The sequence below is a fragment of the Nitrospirota bacterium genome (assembly GCA_035873375.1).
Taxonomy (GTDB): domain Bacteria; phylum Nitrospirota; class Thermodesulfovibrionia; order Thermodesulfovibrionales; family JdFR-85; genus BMS3Bbin07.
Map to the genome: position 1 here is coordinate 1 of JAYWMQ010000005.1, position 18,875 is coordinate 18,875.

The window sequence follows — 18,875 nt, forward strand, 5'->3', positions numbered from 1 at the left end:
TTTAGAAGGTATTAACAGCCTGATCCAGGCAGCCAAGGCAAAGGCGCGAGGCTACCGCACAACACGTAATCTTATTACCATAATTTACCTCATTGGGGGAAAACTTGATTTCCGTTTACCCACATGAATCAGCGAGGAACCAATAAAATTGATAAAATTCTATGGTTGATTTTTAATTTCAGAAAATCTCTTGTACAACATACCCCACTTGTCATCTTTATGTTTACTATTAACCCGGCAACTATTCAGAGAGACATATTCGTCAAAATCAACCACGTAAGAACTTGTTGTGAAACTCTTGTTTTGTCACCCCCGAACTAAATTCAGGGCAGGCTCTGAACTTGTTTCAGTATTGTTTCAGGCTTGGCAAGGCGAATAGACTGCGTCTCATAAGTCATTGATTCTTAGAGATTCTGAAATAAATTCAGAATGACATATATCGTTTTTTTTCTGTTTGTGCAACAAACTTTTAACCAGCTAAAAACTCTGTATTTATTTGCCGGTTTGCTAAAATAAAGTTTTAATAAAAACATACCAATAATTATAGACCAGGCACCGAAAAGTAATCGCAAGGAAATATTTGTAATCATGGGATTGCCCTTTGTTTTTAATTTTTGAATTTAACGTCAAAATCTGCAGGGCGTATTACACATCCGCTGGGTTGTTAGAGTTGGTTATATTTCATAAATTCGGAAGGGGGTATTCCGGGAATAATTTCTGCCATTCTTCTTTTGTATAATTCGCCCAGGGATTTTCAAAACCGGGGTTCGCGATAAGTTCTTCTTTCCTCCAGCTCAGCACATTCCGGAGCTCTTTTTCAAGTTCTCCGTAAAGATCGATTTGATTAATTGCAAATGTTTTTTTATCACCCCACTTTGAATACATTGTAAAGGTGTCATATTCACATATTTGCCAATAGCTGACTAATTGCACTGTTGCATCATCTTCCCGGTAAATTCCGACTCCTCCGATGCCTCCCTCAGGATGACGAAAACGAAAGCACCACCCTTTTGTGTCATGGTAATATTTGTCTATGTATAAATTGAATTTTTGTGCAAACTTATTAAGAATCTCCGCCCGGCTATCAAAAAATGCCCTGATTTTATCCCATTCTTCTCTTGATGTAGTATAATCACCATTAGGCATATTTTATAAACGCCTGATCTAACGTATAGTATACGATTTTCCGGCTTCCCACTTAATGATTAAAAGTATAGCACATCTTAAAATTTTCTCAAACCCTTAATCCGTTTTTCTCCATTCCCGGCGTCTTTAATTTGTCTGAGATTTTCTTTGTATATTGATGTTAAAATTGCGGGATACAAATACGGATTCAAAAGGGGTTATATGCAGAAAATACAGGATATTATTGAAGAGATAAACAATCTCGAAAAAAGATTATCTTTGGAAATTCAGAAAAAAGAGAAGGAGTTCTCCTATGAAATTCATGGGAAGAAGGTCAGGTTTGAAGAAGAGGTCAAACAATACCATAAAGCTTTTGCAACAAAGACTTACAAGTATATAGTCAATGCTGATTGGTTAAGCATACTGACGGTTCCGGTAGTATGGTTTGGTATTGTTACAGCAGTTCTCCTGGATTCTTTTGTCACAACTTATCAGTTTATTTGTTTTCCGGTGTATAAAATCCCGAAAGTAAAACGGAGCGACTATATAGTGATAGATCGTCATGCCCTTAAATACCTTAATGCAATAGAAAAGCTAAACTGCATGTATTGCGGGTATTTTAACGGCTTGATCGCCTATGTACAGGAAATAGCTGCCAGAACCGAACAATATTGGTGTCCGATCAAGCATGCCAGAAGAATCCGCAGCATTCACAGTCGCTACAGAAAATTCCTGGAGTATGGAGACGCAGAGGAATACCGGAAGAGAATCGAAGAGGTCAGAAGAGATTTTGCTGATATAAATGAAAATACAGGGGTTTAGCCTTCGGTCTTCAGCCTATTAACCTAAGCACTTACAATCTGAGGTAAACCTTGACAATACTAAGTCTGCAGAATATAAAGATAGCATTTGGCGGCCCTGAATTGATTGATGGAGTTACGCTTAATGTGGAGGCAGGGGAGCGTGTCTGCCTGGTCGGCAGGAATGGTGCGGGTAAATCCACTCTTGTCAGGATAATCAGCGGAGAAATTCTTCCTGATGCGGGTGAGGTTATATATTCCCAGGGACTGCGAATTGCCTCTCTTCCCCAGCAAGTTCCCCATGACCTCAGTGGTACGGTATTTGACGTGGTCTCAGAAGGGCTGGGAAAGATAGTCGGCTTGATCTCTGAATACCACCTGACAAGTCACCAATTGTCATCCGATCATAATGAAGGGGCACTCTTGAAACTTGAGCGGCTACAGCATGAAATAGAGTCTGAAGGCGGTTGGCACTCAGAGCAGAGGGTAGAGACCGTGCTCTCAAAGCTCAAGCTGGATGCCGATGCATCTGTTGCCGAATTGTCAGGGGGGCAGAAAAGAAGGGTTCTCCTTGCCAGGGCCCTTGTAAACGAGCCGGATCTCCTGCTGCTTGACGAGCCTACCAACCATCTCGATATTGAATCAATCAGGTGGCTTGAGGAATTTTTAAGCGCCTACAAGGGGGCCATCCTCTTCATAACTCATGACCGGAAATTTCTCCAGTCTCTCGCAACCCGTATAATTGAACTTGACCGCGGGAAGATAACCGACTGGCCCGGTGACTACTCAACCTATCTCAAAAGAAAACAGGCCCTGCTGGATGCCGAGACCACTCATAATGCACTTTTTGATAAAAAACTTGCACAGGAAGAGGCATGGGTCCGTCAGGGCATAAAGGCACGCCGCACCCGGAATGAAGGTCGTGTAAGAGAATTGAAAGAGATGCGAAGAGAGAGGAGCAGGAGGCGTGAATTATCCGGAAGCGCTAAAATGAATTTTAACGAAGCTGAAAGATCAGGAAAACTCGTGCTTGAGGCCGAGGGGATTGGCTGTACATTTGACGGGCGAAAACTTATAGATAATTTTTCAACGGTAATTATGCGGGGAGACAAGATAGGGATTATCGGCCCCAATGGCTCAGGAAAGACTACTCTAATAAACATCCTTCTCGGCACCATGGTACAGCATGAGGGTTCTGTCCGCATGGGAACTAAACTTGAGGTTGCATACTTTGATCAGCACCGTGCACAGTTGGATGACGAAAAATCCGTAATGGAAAACGTAGCTGACGGTGAGTACGTTACTGTAAACGGCATAAAAAAACATGTAATCGGCTATCTCCAGGACTTTCTCTTTCCGCCGGATCGTGCCAGAATGTCTGTAAAGGTCTTGTCCGGTGGAGAACGCAACCGGCTTCTGCTCGCAAAGCTTTTTACACGGCCTTCAAATGTAATCGTCATGGACGAACCGACAAACGATCTTGATATAGACACTCTTGAGCTCCTTGAAGAGATGCTGATGGAATATAAAGGGACGGTCCTGCTGGTGAGCCACGATCGGGAATTCCTGAACAACATTGTAACAAGTACGATCGTTTGCGAAGGCGGGGGCAGGATTGGCGAATATGTCGGGGGATATGATGACTGGCTGAGACAACGCGTGCCTGAGGCAGTGAATCAGAAAGTGAAGGAGTCGGGAAAGAAAAGGCCCCGTCAAAAAAAGGAGGGGCCACGCAAACTCACATTTAAAGAAAACAGGGAGATAGAAGCACTCCCGGGCATGATCGAATCAATGGAAGCAGAACATGCGGTGTTTTACAGGAAATTCGCAGATCCTGAATTTTACAGAGGTGACGGGAACAAGGTGGCTGAGGCAAAATCGAAGATCGAGAAGCTGGAAAAGGATATTGCCGACGCTTATGAACGCTGGGCGCTGCTTGAGCAGATATTAAAGGAGTCCGCCTGAAATACACATTAGTATTCGTGGGAAGAGACCTTGTGGTGCTTGCCACCCCTGTAGGCTCTGAATAAATGGGTGACACCACACATTGTAAAAATCAATGGCTATTATAATGGTGTGAAGGATATAATATTGTTATGGACGGGAAAAAAAGATTAAATATAACGCAGGGCATTAGGGTCAGGATAGTACTAAAACAGGACCAGAAAAGCGGTAAATTAACTGAAGGAGTTGTCAAGGATATCCTGACAAACTCTCCTTCACATCCTCATGGCATAAAAGTAAAATTAGATAGTGGAAAGGTGGGACGAGTCAAAGAGATTTGTAAATGACACTCCGCATTGACGGTGACGCTTTATAAAATGGAAATCTGGTTTTTATATTTAATAAGGTGCAAAGACGGGAGCTTGTATACGGGGATAACAACTGACGTGAAGAGGAGGTTCGAAGAGCATAGGGGCGGCAGCCGGGGCTCGAAATATTTAAGAGGAAAGGCGCCTCTGGAACTGGTTTTAAAAAAGAAGATAGGTGACAAAGGCCTTGCACTGAAGGTTGAAGACAGGGTAAGAAAGCTTACAAAGATCAAGAAAGAATTGCTTGTAGAAGGCAAAATCGGGATAAGGGAAATAAAACGGGTAATATGATTAATAAAATCACTGTAAAAAGGAGAAAACAATGGCTAAAGCTGCTGCAAGTCACATTCTGGTAAAGACTGAGGAAGAGTGCTCAAACATCAAGAAACAGATTGAAGATGGAGCTGATTTTGCCCAGATGGCAAAGGAGCATTCCCAGTGCCCTTCGGGACAACAGGGTGGAGGGCTGGGTAAATTTTCACCTGGACAGATGGTAAAGGAATTTGATGAAGTCGTATTCAGCGAGGAAGTTGGAAAAGTGCACGGCCCGGTCAAGACCCAGTTTGGCTACCACCTTATTAAAATTACGAGCAGAGGATAGAAGTCATTGTGTCTTCCTGCAAACACACCATTCTCGAGCTATTGACTGACAAGAAGAACGTGCTGCGCTGCCGGCACTGCCATTTGACAATAAAGGCCGATGAACTTGGAGGGGGCTATTGTCCTGAATGTTATGAAATCAACGGCATTAAGAGGTTTGATTTTGAAGAAGTTGCAGCAAAAGAGACGGAAAAAGTGAGATACAGATGTGAAGACTGCGGTCTGGTAATAGAGATTGATTAGAAAGGAAAAAGAAAGATGAGGCATTCATGATCCCCTGGGAACTGATAGAATGCGCACCGGTACCCGGAAATGGAGGGGAGATTTGCCTGTACAGGCGCGACAAAGAATTTTCGATAAGGGTGAACGGTCATGAGCTTATGAACAGCCGCACTCATGGATCAGAGGAAGCCTTGGCAGAGCTTGCCTGTGAAAGGATCGCAGGAAGCGGCAGTCCCCGGATACTGATAGGGGGACTCGGCATGGGATTCACATTGGCATCGTCGCTTAAAGGGCTCGGCCCTGGTGCCCGGATAGTTGTATCCGAATTAGTCCCCGCAGTAGTAAAGTGGAACAGGGGACCTCTTGCCGGCCTCTCCGGCAACCCTCTTCAGGACAGCCGGGTCACTGTATGCGAAGTTGATGTGGGAGATGTGCTGAAGCAGAAGAAGAGGGTATATGATGCTATTTTGCTGGATGTGGACAACGGGCCTGAGGGACTGACGCGGGAGGGCAATGACCGGCTATATTCACAGGCCGGGCTTGAGACATCCTTTGCAGCGCTTCGGCCCGAGGGTGTGCTTGCTGTATGGTCAGCAGCACCAGACCGTGCCTTTGCAAGGCGTCTTCGCAGGTCGGGCTTTGATGTAGACGAGATGTGTGTAAGGGCACGCGGTTCCCGCGGTGGTGGGCGACATACAATCTGGATTGCGGTGCGCGGTTCCGGATGAGGAATAAAACAAATACTGCAAACTACTCTTTAGCGTGATATTTAAGCTGTAGACCTTTTAGAAAATTACGCAGGACCTGATCCTTACATTCACGGTAGTGTTTATGCCCCGGCTTACGGAAAAACGCACTTAATTCGTGTTTGCTAATGCGCAACCCAGCCAGGTCCATAATTTCCAATATGTCTTCGGCTTTCAGGTTTAATGCAATTCTTAATTTTCTGAAAATGATATTGTTAGTTAAACGCCGCTCGGGCTCGGGTTGCGGCCCTTCTTTTTTGCCCCGTTTATAGTTAATCAAACCATTCAGGAAAATCGCCAGCTGAGTATCGCTACATTTCTGATACGCAGGATCGTCATCTTTTTTTAACCAATCGCTGATCTGCTCCCGCGTTACCTGACAACCAGCCAAGCCAAATATAGCAATCATTGTCGAATCGTCAAAGTCAAATGTATAGCGGATACGGCGCAAGATATCGTTATTGGTCACAAGTATGCTCCGATCTAAACTGTAGTTGTGTCACAACGACTCACTACCTGGTTACCTATGGTCCTGTCATGCAACAACTTACGCATCTCACATGACAGGACACCAGACTTTAAGCTTATTCTATATTTGCGCCGACAATGGCAGCCATCTGCATCATGTCGATCGTCTGGCCCTCTTTCAGCTTTGTAAGGTCTGTGACCTTGCCTGATTTGCTTTTGGATTTTGTGTTTTTGAAGATCGGAAGCAATTTAGCATCAGCCACTATGAACTTGCCCGCGTTCTCAGGCTTTCCATTTGCAGTCTTTGTCTGAAGTTTATTTGCTTTAATATATTCCCATAGTTTCTTGGTTATCTCTGTTCTTGGAAGCTCGGTTGCCCCCAGGAGATCCGCCAAATCATTTTTCAGCTTTACCGGTTTATTCAATCCCTTTGCTTCTGCCATTTTCAACTCCTTCGTTCCTGTATTTTTTTATCAATCTGCTAAACTTGACCGTAAGTTTACTACAATGCAGCCAAATATAGCTAATCTCATCATGGATAGGAACCGGATTTTGTTGCAATGTATACAACATGCCTGTTCCCTCTGCCCGCTCGATGCCGCTTAAAGGCAAACCCGGCACGGACAAGTCGCCTTTCAAATGCCTTATCAGGGTCCTCGGACCAGACGGCAAACACACCTCCGGGCATCAGGGATGAGCCGCTCATCGCCAGGGCGGTCTCTCCGTATAAATAGTCACCCCTTTCCTTGGCAGCCTCAAACGGCCCCTCATAGAGATCAAGGATAATGGCATCAAACCGGTTGTCTCCGCCGTTCATTGCACAGTTGCGGATCAGTGACGCCACATCAGCAATCTCTATGGTAACCCTGGGGTCATTAACCGCCCCGCCGGTAAGTGCGGCCATGGGCCCGCAACACCATCTGACGACCACGGGGTTAAGTTCAGCCACAACCACGCCGGCACCTTCGGGGAGCTCATCGAGCGCCGCCTTCAGGGTACAGCCCATCCCCAGCCCTCCGATGAGCACCCTGGGGGCTTTTTTATTGTTCAGGAGCTTGCAGGCCAGTTTCGAAAGCAGCACCTCGGATTGGCTGGCCCAGGAGTTCATCAGCACACGGCCGTCAATGGTTATAAGAAAATCAGATCCGTTCCTTTGTCTAAGTTCAAGAAAACCATCAGCGGTATCATTGCTGTCAATTGTTTGCCACGGTTTGGTCATCTATCGTAAGCTTCCCCTTTAAGCAGCGAGTTCCAAATTAGAGTTTCGGTATATCTTTCCATTTCAACACCTCTCACAAGACAGCATACCCGACAACAAAATAACGGATCAGCTTTCCTGTTGTCACCAGCACCAGAAATACTGCAATGTTTATCCTTAGAGCACCCGCGGCAAAAGTCAGCGGGTCACCAATAATCGGGACCCACGCAAACAACAGGCTGGCAACGCCGTATTTCTCAAATCTCTTTTTTGCCCCTGCAAATTCATCCTCGGATACTCTTAAAATCCTGCGAATAAACAAACCACTGCCCCAAAGTCCGACCGCATAATTCAGACATGCCCCCAGGACATTCCCGACTGTTGCCACACCCACGGTCATCGCCGGATTATAACCATTTGCCAGGAGGTAACCAAGCACAACCTCCGAACTCAAAGGCAGTATCGTGGCTGCTAAAAATGAGGCTAAAAAAAGGCCAAGATAACCGAAATCTGTAAAAAATTCCATTAAATATTCATCCCTGTTGTTATAATAGTATTGCATAACAGCAGGGTTTGTTGCCTTGCAATTAAACACTTGTGGACGGCGTCACCAAGACACCACCCATTCGCCACCTCTTAAAGCTCGGAAACCTTTTCAGCGTGGCCCCCTCAGGCCACAGTTAGAGAGAGTTCCTGCTTCATTTTAGTTTTTTAGATTTAGTTGTTATATCGGTAATCTGATATTGATATGTTCTCACAGCTTTAAGCTTTTTGTCGTCAAAAATGACATAGTTATTGCCGTTTGCAATTGAACTTTTATAAATAATTCCATGAAAACCTATATTTTTAAGCAATTCACAAAGGTATTGACTTGGAAGATATTCTAAATTTGCTTCCCGTGGTATTATTGGTTTTGACAGTTCATTTCCAAGAAGTGTAAGAAATGGCATATTTTTATAAATGAGTTCTAATTCGTTTTCTTCATTTAGTTCAAAAGGACTGATAGTGTTTTTAGGATCCCGCAAATCTGCCAATTCTAGATCTTTATTCATTATGAATTCAGCAATAGTGACAAATTCTCCTTTATTGCCCCTGATTTCGGAAATTGCTGTATCAACCGACGACGCCAAATAGAGGTAAGGTATTCCAATTGGATTGGCTCGCCCATTTGATACTAAATTCTTAAGTGGCTTGCTCATTTGTGAAATTTTGTATGGTTTATCAGAAGTGTTAATTCTTGCTCTGAAAAATATTTGGGAGCCTTTATTGAGCATTACGCCAATATGCTTGCCGAATGGCTCCAAATTACTCTTGACAGGGGCATTATTGGGAAAAAATCTATTTCTATGTTTTAATTCTTCTCTAAAATTTTCCCATTGCTCAACATTTTTTTGTTCTATTAAAAATACAGGTTTAAATTTAACTTTGAACAGATCGTTATTGCATGAGATTGCTTTTAATAACTTTTGCTGCATACGATTTACGGTGATTGTAAAAACATTCCAATCAATTTGCAAAAGCTCATTAAGTGCAACCCCCTCTCGGTCTTTTTCATACAACTCCAGGAGAGGTTCAAATCGATCAAATAATTCTTCAGGCTTTATCAGTGTTGCATTATCTGTTTTGCAAAAGGAACACTTCCCTTTTTTGTTACTAACTGCGTTAATATGCTTCTGCAAAAAATTATCAGAAAAACAATTAGGGCAACAATTCATATCAACTTTCTCTGCTGATGAAGTTTGCCATTAATTCAATATGATGCTGCATAGAAAGCTTTTTAACATATCCAAGTCCGGGATAATGCTGCATCTTAAAAAGTTTAAGATATTCAGCGCACGCTCTTGATTTGAAAATTAGGGATTTAGGCTTATTTACTTTCTTTGCCAATTTTGCAAGAGCCTCAAGAAACTTTCCTCCAGGGTCGGTTGGAGAATCTGTCTGATCAGAAATAAAGTGATAGATAAACATATCATCATCATTGTCAAGGTACGTCATATGAATGGCAACAGCATATGCAGGACCACCGGTCTCTGTGTAATCGTCACCAACAATTAAATAATCACCGAATCCATCCATTCCTTCATCAGGAAAGGTAATATGTAAATCAGAAAAATGTTCATTAGATGGATAGTGTGCATTCTTTTTTTGTGGTTTAAAGCCGTCCCTGATTAAAATTCTTTTGATTCCATCTTTTTTCAAATACCTTTGATATAACTTTCCGGCAAATCCATCAATAAAAATATGGGTTTTAATATTTTCATATCCATCTATTGCGGCAGCAAGCTTTTTGCCATTAGTATACCCATAATGCAGAATAGAAAAGTTAAAATTACGGTGTTTTTTTAGTAGCGCAACTAAATTGTCAATATTTGATTCAGCATGAAGCATGTAACCAACCGATATATTTTTTAACTTTTTAAATTTATCTTCGATAAGTTCCGTTAAAATGCTCGAAGAAGGTACAGGCTTCTGTCCAGCTATAGGATTCACTATAAGAGTACAATCAACACTACTTTCGTTCATAGCTTTTATTGAGCGTGTTAACGCTGCAAAGTCGCTTTTTACCGGTTCGATAATTGGATGGATGTTATTATTTGCTAAAAACTCGGCATTATCCCGAAGCAATATCAGTTCAAACTGTTTTCCCCTTAAATATGGATAATACATGTAATTTCCTCCTAAGCCGGCTTCGGAATGATTACTGAGCCAATGTTGCTTGTAAAGTTAGACATTAATGCCCGCATTTTTGCCTTTTCACTACAAATACTCAATGCATAGGCAGATAATGAGGCAGGAGCTTTAGTAATGAATTCCTTAAGCACCTTCGTATTATTTCGTTTTCGAAGAGTATTCATCGTTAAATAATGTGCTGTTTCGGGAGGAATTTTACAGAAAAGTTTTTTGCACTCCCGGTATATTTGAGTGTTCGGGACATTCGGTGCTATTTCATAGAATTCTTCGACAATTTTTAGATATTCTTTTTTTCTGAGAGAATCGAACAATGTGTCCATGTGTATGTTTTTCTTATTTGATTTTGATTTTCTGATTGTTGATATAGTGTTTCTATCGGTTAATACCTGGATGCCGACTGCGTCGGGTAGTATTGATTTAAGTTTTGTTGCCTGGGAATTAGAGGTTATGACATTAATATGGTCAAAAATCTGATAGTAAGCTTTTACCTGGTTTTCGAGACGTGCAAAAGAATCGAATTCAGATTTTATCTCGTAGACTGTTGATGTCCCATTTATCACTACTGCGTCAGCCTTACATTTGCCAACACGGAATTCTGTTAGCATATGTGAAGTGTTCAAGGAATGCTTGCCGAGTAGGATTTTATTGGCTATTGCATTCTTATAAATATATTCATTTCTGTAGTTTTTGAAGAGAATGTTGTAAATCCAGTCAAAAAACTGAGAAAGTGACATGGAATGATCTATTTGTTCAAGAATGCCACTGTTTGTGCATACCTCATACAAGTAAGCGGAATATCCTTTGTGAGAAAGGCTATCCATCACAATGGACGAAAATATCCGGCTTACTGCTGGCAAGTATTTCCGATTTATTATTTCTTTAGTTTTCATTGCCTACCGGTATTATATAAAATCATCCCATCTTAATAAAAATATATTGGCTTATATCCACCCCAAAAAGCAAAACTTGAATAATACTTCAATTTTCCACTATTTATTTTGATTTTTCTAAAGGCTTCCATTACCCCCCGTGTCAGGATAGATATCCGGTAACCTGAGTCGTATATTCAACCTTACATGAAGCTGAAAGATAAAGATAATAAAAGACATGGGTGAAGAGCAGTGAGCGGTGTCTACATATTTCAGAAATTTAATTCATCTCGTAGGCGGCGTCACACATCTACCATCCAAATCCGGTATAATTAAGAGTAGCTTTTAGCTTGGAAACAACTTAAAAAGGGCAGTAAGGTGAATACATGAAATTTGAAAAGTACCGGATATCAGAGACAATTAAGAAGAATCTTGACCTGATGGGTTTTAAAAACCCTACTAATATACAGTTCAAGTCCATACCCTCGATCCTGAAAGGCGAGGATGTCCTGGCGATTGCACAGACCGGGACCGGGAAGACGGCTGCCTTTGCTATTCCCATTATTGACACGATCCACAGGGAGAAGAGCAGCAAGCGGTCCCTTGGGATCAAGTGCATTGTCATGGTTCCCACGCGTGAACTGGCAATGCAGATCGGGGAGGTCTTTGAAAAGCTTGCGCGGCATACAAAGGTCAAGTCCTTTGCCCTGTACGGCGGGGTCGAGCAGGACCGGCAGGTCAAAAGACTTCAGGACGGAATAGACATACTTATTGCGACCCCTGGACGGATGTTTGATCTCATCAAGCAGGGCTTCGTTGACCTTTCACGAATCAGGACCCTTGTGCTTGATGAGGCCGACCATATGCTTGACATCGGGTTTATTGATGACATCAAGTATGTAAAGAGGAAGCTTACGAACAAGCATCAGACACTCTTCTTCTCGGCCACGATCAACAAGGAGATTAAAAAACTCGCCTTCTCGCAGGTCAGGAGCTCTGCAATACGCATCCAGATAGCGCCTGAGAACCCTGTCTCAAAGAATGTCTCGCACTTTGTCATGTTTGTGGAGATGGATGACAAGAGGTTCTTCCTTGAGAGGTTTGTCAAGGATAATCCGGAAAGCAAGATAATCGTATTTGTGAGGACACGGGTCCGTGCCGAACGGGTAGCAAAGGCCATGGAGAGGGTGCAAATAGAGACGGTTACTCTCCACGGAGACAAGAAACAGGACGACCGGTCCGAGGTGATGAAAAAGTTCAAGGAGGGCAGCTACCGCATCATGATTGCCACGGATATCAGTGCCCGCGGGATTGATGTGCCTGATGTCGATTACGTAATCAACTATGATCTTCCGGACAAGCCCGAAAATTACGTGCACAGGGTTGGAAGGACCGGCCGCGGCGTCAATCTGGGGGTAGCGATCTCTTTCTGCAGCAAGGAAGAAAAGGGACTTCTTGAGGATATACAGCAGCTCATCAATAAAGATATCGAGGTCATAACGCTCCACAAAGCAGACTATGAAGACATTGTCAGCTCACCCGCAGAGGAGCTCAACCTGCAGGAGTTGATCGATAAACATGAGCAATGGGAAGCAGACAGGAAGAAAAAAAAGAAAAAATCCCCGAAGACAGCAAAGAAGAAAAATAAAAGCCGGAGTGTGAACAGATGAATGAAGACCGTTTATTGGAGATTGAAACAAGGATAGCCTTTCAGGAAAACACGATAAAAGACCTGAGCGATACCGTCTACAATCAGCAGAAACAGATAGATGCCCTGCACGAGACCCTGAAACAGCTCATTGACCGGTTCAGGGTCTCATCCACTATATCCTCCGGAGGAGACCTGAAAGACGAAAAACCGCCGCATTATTAAATGAGGAGGTCAACGAGCGGCCCTTTGTCGTCCGACGGAGTAAGTTTTAGCGGCTTTTCTGAGCTCCCGCAGCATATTCTGGACCAGATCTTTCCCGAGTCTTTTTGAAAAACGCATCTGATCAATATATCCTGAATCCTTTGTAATCCTGATTATATCGGTCTTGTGAATTACATTATGAGGCGGAAGGTTGCACTGTTTTGCATACTTATCCCTGATATCGAAAACCTTCCGGAAGAATTTTTTCTCGTCATTCTGAAGGCTGTTGTATCCACTTATCTTTTTGTATTTATCTTCCGGGGCCCTCGTATAATCCTTGTTCTGTATCTGCAGGTTCTTCAGGAGATAGATCTCCATCAATTTCTTTACGTACAGTTTTGCCAGAATGATGTCTTTCAGTTCAAGCAGATGCCTTACATCATTGAGCGCGTAATCAATCGCCTCTTCGGCAATAGGCCTTTTCGTCCAGTTATACTGCTGATATTTCCTCTTCTTCCCCAGGATTATCCCGAGCTCAGATGCAATTATGGAATGAAGGTCCTTCTTTTCATATTTAAGAAGCTCGACTGCGGGTCTTAAATCCAGTATTGATTTTATCTCTATCCCGGCAGAGTTTTTCAGCAGCGACAAATCGCTTCCAGCATCATACATTACTTTCAGAACGTTTGGATTCTCAAAGAGAAGCTTAAGGGTATTATTGCTTATATTGAACGGATCAATGATTACATGGTTCACTCCATCAAAGATCTGCGCCAGGCACAGCTTTTCTCCGTAGGCATGACAATTACACTCCGCTTCTATATCCAAAGCGATAATGTGAAACTCTTTCTCCTCAAACTTCTCCAGGTACGACCGTAGCCCGGCTCCATCTTCAATGTTAATATAACTCACAACAATCTCTTATCCAGCATTAGTTAATGTCCTTTGTCGGGGTCTTACCCCGAGTTCTTTCTTGTAAATTATACCATAAAAAAGAGTCTCAACCGTTAAACAGCCCGTAAGCGGAAGACATTTCAAGTGATAAACCGCTTGAAAGGGCCTGTTCCATACCTCTCAGGGACTATGGCTGAATTGATTATTTATTCAACAATGCCGGCATCGCGATAAACGGGGAATTTCAGGACATGACTCTGGAGCACCGGCAACGAATCCCTGAGGTCAACATAAAGCAGAAAGCATACTGGTGAATTTACAGATTGTTCCTCTGAGTTATTCCCGGTTCTACGTTGTAAACATCTTTGTCCCGCCATTCAAAGCAGATGCTCCAACGTACGTTAATAAAGAGGGAGGAATTGCATTTATACTATTGTAACAAATCTGTAATTCTGGAGGCACTTGCAATATTCGCAGTTGTCCCGACAGGCAATTGACAAGAAAATAAAATAAAGCTTGTCAATTGGCATTAATTTTGGTATATTTACAGAAAGAGGGAACCGGAACCATCAAAGAAAAGCTCATCGAATTATTAACTTCTAAATGGCATAAGGAAAGGAGGGTGTAAGATGGCTACAGTGAGAAAGGATTTTGATTCCTACAAGGTCTGGTATTACAGCGGACATCCGTACGAAGCGCTAATATATTGCTACCAGGGGGGCCACTATGTTGGAAGGGTAGTCTTTTTTAAGGAAGCCTCTCCGATTCCTCCGAATGCGAACTACTCAAGTGGGCCATCAATCCACTATCCACTTAGTCGGTTCAATGACATCATTTCAATTCTGCGCTATGAAAAGCCCCTTTATCTTTTCCTGAACCTGGACAATCTCATTGGAATCATAGCGACTGCACAGCAGGAGCCAGTTGGAGAGGAGGAGTCATAGTCAGCGTAAAGATGGTTGCTTGGGTGTTAATAAACCGGCAAATAAATGAGGAGGATTTAGCTTGTTAAAAGATTGTTCCACAAACAGAAAAAAACGTTATATGTCATTCTGAATCCCAGATCAGGTTCGGGAAATCTCTATGATACAGAAACGGATAGATCCTGAATCAAGTTCAGAAGACTACACAAGGGCTTAAAGAATATTCAAGAGGCTACTGAAGTGTATATTGAAAGTCTGAAAGAACACAATGAACCTATTCCTCCGTCTATAGATGAAGAAATTGTATAGGTAGTGGTATGAGCACACTTCCACGAATATCAGGTCGTGAGGTAGCTAAGCGTCACTCGCTCTTCTTGTCGGTAAGTACGGCAATCCCCGGGAGTTCCTTGCCTTCGAGGAGCTGCAGGGTTGCACCGCCGCCGGTTGAGATAAATGATATGCTGTCTGATACCCCGGCCCTGTGAACTGCAAGGTCTGTATCTCCTCCGCCCACAATGGTGAGGGCATAGGCATCTGCTATTGCGCGGGCCACGGCAAACGTTCCGCGGGAGAAGGCATCAATCTCAAAGACACCCATCGGTCCGTTCCAGAGGATGGTCTTTGCATTCTGAATGGCCTCGGAGAAGAGCTTTGCAGTGGCGGGTCCAATGTCAAGGGCCTTCCACCCCTTTGGAATCTCAAGGGTAGGAACCGTCTTCGTCTCAGCCCCGGGGTCAAGGCTCTGTGCTATTACACAATCCACGGGAAGATAGAATTTCACACCCCTGTCTTTCAGTTTGATCCTGATTCTCTGGGCCATCTCCACCATATCCTCTTCAACAAGCGAATCACCAACCTCGTATCCCATTGCCTTGATAAATGTAAATGCCATGCCGCCGCCGATCAGTACCTTGTCTACATTTGACTCAAGGTTTTCGAGCACCCCTATCTTTCCGGATACCTTTGCACCGCCAAGAATGGCCACAAAGGGTCTGACCGGATTGTTTACTACACCCTTGAGGTATTCTATCTCTTTTTTAAGGAGAAAACCTGCTGCAGCAGGGAGGAATTTCGGGACGCCAACAATGGATGCGTGGTTTCTGTGGGCAGTCCCAAAGGCGTCGTTAACGTAGAAGTCTGCCAGGGAGGCAAGGGCCTTTGCAAACTCTTCGTCGTTCTTCTCTTCACCCGGATGAAACCTCAGGTTTTCAATTACAACCACATCTCCTGGCTGCATCTTGTCAATAATGTTTTTGACCTGTGGTCCGATACAGTCAGGGGCAAAGATAACATCCTTGTTAAGAAGCCTTTTGAGCCTTTTTGCAACAGGTGCAAGGCTGTAACGAGGGTCGGCCTTGCCCTTTGGTCTGCCAAGATGTGAGGCGAGTATAACCTTTGCCCCCTCGTCAATGGCATAGTTGATGGTTGCAAGGGCTGAGCGGATCCGCCGGTCATCTGTAATGTTGAGATTTTCATCAAGTGGGACGTTAAAATCAACACGAACAAATACCCTCTTGCCTTTGAGGTCAAAGTCCTGTATGGTAAGTTTGCTGAGGATGTCCCTTATTGGTGCAGGACTGATTCCAGTTGCCATTATTGCCTCCCGTTGTCAACTGCAGACTATATTAATTTACAGCATTAATGTACAACAATATCTTTACCGGTTTTTAATGATATATTGTGCCAGATCCCTTAACCGGCTGCTGTAACCCCACTCGTTATCATACCAGGCAAGGACTTTTACCATCCTGTTTTCCATAACCTTCGTCAGAGTTGCGTCAAGGATGGATGAATGGTTATTGCCGTTGAGGTCTATTGAGACAAGGGGTGCCTCCGAGTACATGAGGATTCCCTTTAAAGGGCCTTCAGCTGCATTTTTCAGTGCCCCGTTGACCTCCTCTGCGGTGGTATCCTTTGATATCTCAACAACAAGATCAATCAGTGAGACATTGGGGGTTGGGACCCTTATGGCCATACCGTCAAGCCTGCCCTTTAACTCGGGAAGCACAAGGCCGACTGCCTTGGCTGCACCTGTTGTGGTTGGTATCAGGTTAATGGCTGCAGCCCTTGCCCTTCTGAGGTCTTTGTGTGGCAGGTCCAGGATTCTCTGGTCATTGGTGTATGAATGGATTGTGGTCATCAGGCCCCGGATAATCCCGAACTCATTATTCAATATCTTTGCCACAGGGGCAAGGCAGTTGGTTGTACAGGAGGCGTTTGATATTATCCTGTGGTTCTTAACATCAATGCTTTCTTCATTGACCCCCAGGCATACGGTTATGTCAGGCTCTTTCGCGGGGGCGGATATAAGGACCCAGCCGGCACCTGCATCAAGGTGCTTTGAAGCCGATGCCCTGTCAGTAAACCTGCCGGTTGACTCAATCACTATCTCCACACCGTCTTCTTTCCATGGAAGCTTTGACGGATCTGTTATTGCTGTTACCTTTATCTCTCGTCCGTTGACAATCAGGGAGTTATCAGTTGCAGAGACATCGGCTGAGAATATCCCGTGAACAGAGTCGTATTTGAGAAGGTGCGCCAGTGTTGCAGCATCAGTAAGGTCATTGATGGCAACAATTTCAAAGTCTGACTGGGCTATGGATGCCCTCAAGAAATTCCGTCCTATCCTTCCGAACCCGTTAATTCCAATTTTAACCGCCATACTCCCCTCCTTGTATCAAGGAAAATGAACTTTTAAGGAGACAAAGCCTCCGTTATTTAACAAGCGGTCAGGAATAACTGCAGTAAATGAGACTGCCTGTTGCCTACCGCTACTGAAGCCTGTTTATAACAAAACCAGTTAGTATTTTTGGAAAAAAGTATGTTGACTTTGGAGGCATTCTCAGACAGGCAAGCGCCACTCTCTCCACATCCTCCACCCTTGTGGGATTAAGAAAGAAAGCCGCCTGATAGCTGCCGTCCCTTACCTTCGAAAGACAGACTCCGGGCTCCATTTCATAGTCAACCCCCTCAACATTATACAACTTTTTAAAGATTAATTCATGCAGAAGCGTTACGTCAAGCCCTCTCAGAGGTTCCGGTACGTCCGTAAGGTCTTCACCCCTGTAAAGGAGGATAAAGTGTTTGTCCACACCGTGAACTGCAAGCCCTATGGCATGCTCAAGCCCTGCTATTTCTGCGCTGATGTCCCTGTCAGCATCTATTGACCTGATTTCAAAGAATTTCTCTAGGGGGCTCAGAAATCCGGCTGTCCCGGTATCAGCCAAATTCCCGACAAGCCTGTGGGTCGGCAGTACTGTAAGCCCCCCATCAGCCATGTTTACAAGGTACATCATGACATAATTATAGGGCTCTGTGCCTGTATGTGCAGGATTTTTTGCCTTCATCTCCTTCTGATACGTAAGGGCCGTCTCATATCTGTGATGTCCGTCAGCTATATATATGGCGTTTCCTTTCAGCTCCTTACAGATTATCCTTACGTCATCAGGGTCGTCAATTATCCACATCCTGTGCTCTGCACCCGTGAGGTCCGTGGCTGCTATGTAGGGGGATGTTGAAAGGCACTTGTCAAAGATATCGAGGTATCCCCTCCTTTGGCTGTTATAGATGGAGAAGATAGGGCTCAGGTTGGCATTACAGTGGTGCATGAGGGTTAGCCTGTCTGCCTTTGGCTTTGAGTGGGTGGCCTCATGGGGGTATATACCGTCACAAAGCTCTGTTATCCTGACCCTGCCAAAGAGCCCTCTCATTACCTTTTTTTCATTCCCCACAGTGTACTCTGCCTCGTAAAGATAGAAGGAGGGGGTTTCGGTCTCCTTCAAAATCCCCTCGGATAACCAGTCGTTGAGGTATTTGCCGGCCCGGGTATAACGATTTTCTGAATCATTATCTCCCTCAAGGTCTTTTCCGAAGTCGATTTTTACAATGTTATAGGGACTTTTGGAATAAAGTGCATCCTTTAATTCAGGGGTGATGACGTCATAAGGGGGTGAGACAACATCTTCACCCTTGACCCTGCTGGTATCGTAGAGGACTCCTCTGAATGGTAAAATTTCTGTCATGGCATCAATTCCTTGTTCTTCGGTATCAGGAAAAAATTCCTGATTCATCTAAATTATCAATTAGAGACTGAATATGTTAGCATTTAAGGAAATCTAAATTCAATCAGGAGCAAAAAAAAGATTGGAGGAATGGAGTGTTGGAGAGATGGAGGA

23 protein-coding genes are annotated in these 18,875 nt (G+C 43.8%); 11 read left to right on the top strand and 12 right to left on the bottom strand.

Annotation, left to right across the window (positions count from 1 at the left end; genetic code table 11):
- Positions 1-127, top strand: a 127-nt coding sequence (locus VST71_00970) for a transposase (GenBank protein MEC4684291.1), incomplete at its 5' end; no start/stop codon positions are given.
- A 554-nt stretch (positions 128-681) separates the two neighbouring features.
- Here the strand turns inward: VST71_00970 and VST71_00975 are convergent.
- Complete coding sequence (locus tag VST71_00975; GenBank protein MEC4684292.1) at positions 682-1,146, bottom strand: hypothetical protein; 465 nt, start codon at positions 1,144-1,146, stop codon at positions 682-684.
- A gap of 201 nt (positions 1,147-1,347) precedes the next feature.
- Between VST71_00975 and VST71_00980 the strand changes: the two genes are divergently transcribed.
- The 7 genes from VST71_00980 (at position 1,348) to VST71_01010 (ending at position 5,787) form a co-directional block, all read left to right on the top strand.
- A complete protein-coding gene (locus VST71_00980) occupies positions 1,348-1,947 on the top strand; it encodes a hypothetical protein (GenBank protein MEC4684293.1) in 600 nt (199 codons plus the stop codon).
- A gap of 50 nt (positions 1,948-1,997) precedes the next feature.
- A complete protein-coding gene (locus VST71_00985) occupies positions 1,998-3,890 on the top strand; it encodes an ATP-binding cassette domain-containing protein (protein ID MEC4684294.1) in 1,893 nt (630 codons plus the stop codon).
- A 131-nt stretch (positions 3,891-4,021) separates the two neighbouring features.
- Positions 4,022-4,216 (top strand): YwbE family protein, encoded by a 195-nt coding sequence (locus VST71_00990; GenBank protein ID MEC4684295.1) that lies wholly within the window; start codon positions 4,022-4,024, stop codon positions 4,214-4,216.
- A 30-nt stretch (positions 4,217-4,246) separates the two neighbouring features.
- The gene (locus VST71_00995; GenBank protein MEC4684296.1) at positions 4,247-4,528 is read left to right on the top strand and encodes a GIY-YIG nuclease family protein; all 282 of its coding nucleotides are present in this window, start codon (positions 4,247-4,249) and stop codon (positions 4,526-4,528) included.
- 31 nt (positions 4,529-4,559) lie between these two features.
- The gene (locus tag VST71_01000; protein MEC4684297.1) at positions 4,560-4,838 is read left to right on the top strand and encodes a peptidylprolyl isomerase; all 279 of its coding nucleotides are present in this window, start codon (positions 4,560-4,562) and stop codon (positions 4,836-4,838) included.
- An 8-nt stretch (positions 4,839-4,846) separates the two neighbouring features.
- A complete protein-coding gene (locus tag VST71_01005) occupies positions 4,847-5,080 on the top strand; it encodes a hypothetical protein (protein MEC4684298.1) in 234 nt (77 codons plus the stop codon).
- Positions 5,081-5,106: 26 nt separating this feature from the next.
- Positions 5,107-5,787, top strand: coding sequence for a hypothetical protein (locus VST71_01010; protein MEC4684299.1), 681 nt, complete (start codon positions 5,107-5,109; stop codon positions 5,785-5,787).
- Positions 5,788-5,809: 22 nt separating this feature from the next.
- Here the strand turns inward: VST71_01010 and VST71_01015 are convergent, their stop codons facing one another.
- The 7 genes from VST71_01015 to VST71_01045 all read right to left on the bottom strand — a co-directional run bounded on the left by VST71_01015 (position 5,810) and on the right by VST71_01045 (position 11,052).
- The gene (locus VST71_01015) at positions 5,810-6,274 is read right to left on the bottom strand and encodes a DUF1456 family protein (GenBank protein ID MEC4684300.1); all 465 of its coding nucleotides are present in this window, start codon (positions 6,272-6,274) and stop codon (positions 5,810-5,812) included.
- 115 nt (positions 6,275-6,389) lie between these two features.
- Positions 6,390-6,716: an SWIB/MDM2 domain-containing protein gene (locus VST71_01020; protein ID MEC4684301.1), complete on the bottom strand. Its 327-nt coding sequence runs from the start codon at positions 6,714-6,716 to the stop codon at positions 6,390-6,392.
- 89 nt (positions 6,717-6,805) lie between these two features.
- Positions 6,806-7,492 (bottom strand): spermidine synthase, encoded by a 687-nt coding sequence (locus tag VST71_01025; protein MEC4684302.1) that lies wholly within the window; start codon positions 7,490-7,492, stop codon positions 6,806-6,808.
- A 73-nt stretch (positions 7,493-7,565) separates the two neighbouring features.
- Entirely contained in the window at positions 7,566-7,997 is a 432-nt protein-coding gene (locus VST71_01030) for a YqaA family protein (GenBank protein ID MEC4684303.1), read from the bottom strand.
- Positions 7,998-8,169: 172 nt separating this feature from the next.
- Positions 8,170-9,150, bottom strand: a complete 981-nt coding sequence (locus VST71_01035) for an RES domain-containing protein (GenBank protein ID MEC4684304.1) — start codon at positions 9,148-9,150, stop codon at positions 8,170-8,172.
- A 37-nt stretch (positions 9,151-9,187) separates the two neighbouring features.
- Positions 9,188-10,138 (bottom strand): sce7725 family protein, encoded by a 951-nt coding sequence (locus VST71_01040; protein MEC4684305.1) that lies wholly within the window; start codon positions 10,136-10,138, stop codon positions 9,188-9,190.
- 11 nt (positions 10,139-10,149) lie between these two features.
- Positions 10,150-11,052 carry a sce7726 family protein gene (locus VST71_01045; protein ID MEC4684306.1) on the bottom strand — a complete coding sequence of 301 codons (903 nt, stop codon included), beginning with the start codon at positions 11,050-11,052 and terminating at the stop codon, positions 10,150-10,152.
- 365 nt (positions 11,053-11,417) lie between these two features.
- On the opposite strand from VST71_01045, the gene VST71_01050 reads away from it, so the two are divergent.
- Together VST71_01050 and VST71_01055 are read left to right on the top strand one after the other, a co-directional pair.
- Positions 11,418-12,701 (top strand): DEAD/DEAH box helicase, encoded by a 1,284-nt coding sequence (locus tag VST71_01050; protein MEC4684307.1) that lies wholly within the window; start codon positions 11,418-11,420, stop codon positions 12,699-12,701.
- Positions 12,698-12,904, top strand: coding sequence for a SlyX family protein (locus tag VST71_01055; GenBank protein ID MEC4684308.1), 207 nt, complete (start codon positions 12,698-12,700; stop codon positions 12,902-12,904). Before VST71_01050 ends, VST71_01055 begins: the two co-directional genes overlap by 4 nt.
- Before the next feature lie 9 nt (positions 12,905-12,913).
- On the opposite strand, the gene VST71_01060 is transcribed toward VST71_01055, so the two are convergent.
- Positions 12,914-13,795, bottom strand: coding sequence for a hypothetical protein (locus tag VST71_01060; GenBank protein ID MEC4684309.1), 882 nt, complete (start codon positions 13,793-13,795; stop codon positions 12,914-12,916).
- A 611-nt stretch (positions 13,796-14,406) separates the two neighbouring features.
- On the opposite strand from VST71_01060, the gene VST71_01065 reads away from it, so the two are divergent.
- The gene (locus VST71_01065; protein ID MEC4684310.1) at positions 14,407-14,721 is read left to right on the top strand and encodes a hypothetical protein; all 315 of its coding nucleotides are present in this window, start codon (positions 14,407-14,409) and stop codon (positions 14,719-14,721) included.
- Between the two features lie 340 nt (positions 14,722-15,061).
- On the opposite strand, the gene VST71_01070 is transcribed toward VST71_01065, so the two are convergent.
- The 3 genes from VST71_01070 to VST71_01080 form a co-directional block, all read right to left on the bottom strand.
- Positions 15,062-16,294, bottom strand: coding sequence for a phosphoglycerate kinase (locus VST71_01070; GenBank protein MEC4684311.1), 1,233 nt, complete (start codon positions 16,292-16,294; stop codon positions 15,062-15,064).
- A 63-nt stretch (positions 16,295-16,357) separates the two neighbouring features.
- Positions 16,358-17,362 carry a type I glyceraldehyde-3-phosphate dehydrogenase gene (gap, locus tag VST71_01075; GenBank protein MEC4684312.1) on the bottom strand — a complete coding sequence of 335 codons (1,005 nt, stop codon included), beginning with the start codon at positions 17,360-17,362 and terminating at the stop codon, positions 16,358-16,360.
- Between the two features lie 109 nt (positions 17,363-17,471).
- Positions 17,472-18,770 (bottom strand): DUF1015 domain-containing protein, encoded by a 1,299-nt coding sequence (locus VST71_01080; protein MEC4684313.1) that lies wholly within the window; start codon positions 18,768-18,770, stop codon positions 17,472-17,474.
- Between the last annotated feature and the right edge of the window lie 105 nt (positions 18,771-18,875).

What these genes read in the sequence shown, in the direction of transcription:
- VST71_00975 (MEC4684292.1), bottom strand. Translation starts at nt 1,146, where the DNA reads ATGCCTAATGGTGATTATACTACATCAAGAGAAGAATGGGATAAAATC.
- VST71_00980 (MEC4684293.1), top strand. Translation starts at nt 1,348, where the DNA reads ATGCAGAAAATACAGGATATTATTGAAGAGATAAACAATCTCGAAAAA.
- VST71_00990 (MEC4684295.1), top strand. Translation starts at nt 4,022, where the DNA reads ATGGACGGGAAAAAAAGATTAAATATAACGCAGGGCATTAGGGTCAGG.
- VST71_00995 (MEC4684296.1), top strand. Translation starts at nt 4,247, where the DNA reads ATGGAAATCTGGTTTTTATATTTAATAAGGTGCAAAGACGGGAGCTTG.
- VST71_01000 (MEC4684297.1), top strand. Translation starts at nt 4,560, where the DNA reads ATGGCTAAAGCTGCTGCAAGTCACATTCTGGTAAAGACTGAGGAAGAG.
- VST71_01010 (MEC4684299.1), top strand. Translation starts at nt 5,107, where the DNA reads ATGATCCCCTGGGAACTGATAGAATGCGCACCGGTACCCGGAAATGGA.
- VST71_01020 (MEC4684301.1), bottom strand. Translation starts at nt 6,716, where the DNA reads ATGGCAGAAGCAAAGGGATTGAATAAACCGGTAAAGCTGAAAAATGAT.
- VST71_01025 (MEC4684302.1), bottom strand. Translation starts at nt 7,492, where the DNA reads ATGACCAAACCGTGGCAAACAATTGACAGCAATGATACCGCTGATGGT.
- VST71_01030 (MEC4684303.1), bottom strand. Translation starts at nt 7,997, where the DNA reads ATGGAATTTTTTACAGATTTCGGTTATCTTGGCCTTTTTTTAGCCTCA.
- VST71_01040 (MEC4684305.1), bottom strand. Translation starts at nt 10,138, where the DNA reads ATGTATTATCCATATTTAAGGGGAAAACAGTTTGAACTGATATTGCTT.
- VST71_01045 (MEC4684306.1), bottom strand. Translation starts at nt 11,052, where the DNA reads ATGAAAACTAAAGAAATAATAAATCGGAAATACTTGCCAGCAGTAAGC.
- VST71_01050 (MEC4684307.1), top strand. Translation starts at nt 11,418, where the DNA reads ATGAAATTTGAAAAGTACCGGATATCAGAGACAATTAAGAAGAATCTT.
- VST71_01055 (MEC4684308.1), top strand. Translation starts at nt 12,698, where the DNA reads ATGAATGAAGACCGTTTATTGGAGATTGAAACAAGGATAGCCTTTCAG.
- VST71_01065 (MEC4684310.1), top strand. Translation starts at nt 14,407, where the DNA reads ATGGCTACAGTGAGAAAGGATTTTGATTCCTACAAGGTCTGGTATTAC.
- VST71_01070 (MEC4684311.1), bottom strand. Translation starts at nt 16,294, where the DNA reads ATGGCAACTGGAATCAGTCCTGCACCAATAAGGGACATCCTCAGCAAA.
- gap (MEC4684312.1), bottom strand. Translation starts at nt 17,362, where the DNA reads ATGGCGGTTAAAATTGGAATTAACGGGTTCGGAAGGATAGGACGGAAT.
- VST71_01080 (MEC4684313.1), bottom strand. Translation starts at nt 18,770, where the DNA reads ATGAATCAGGAATTTTTTCCTGATACCGAAGAACAAGGAATTGATGCC.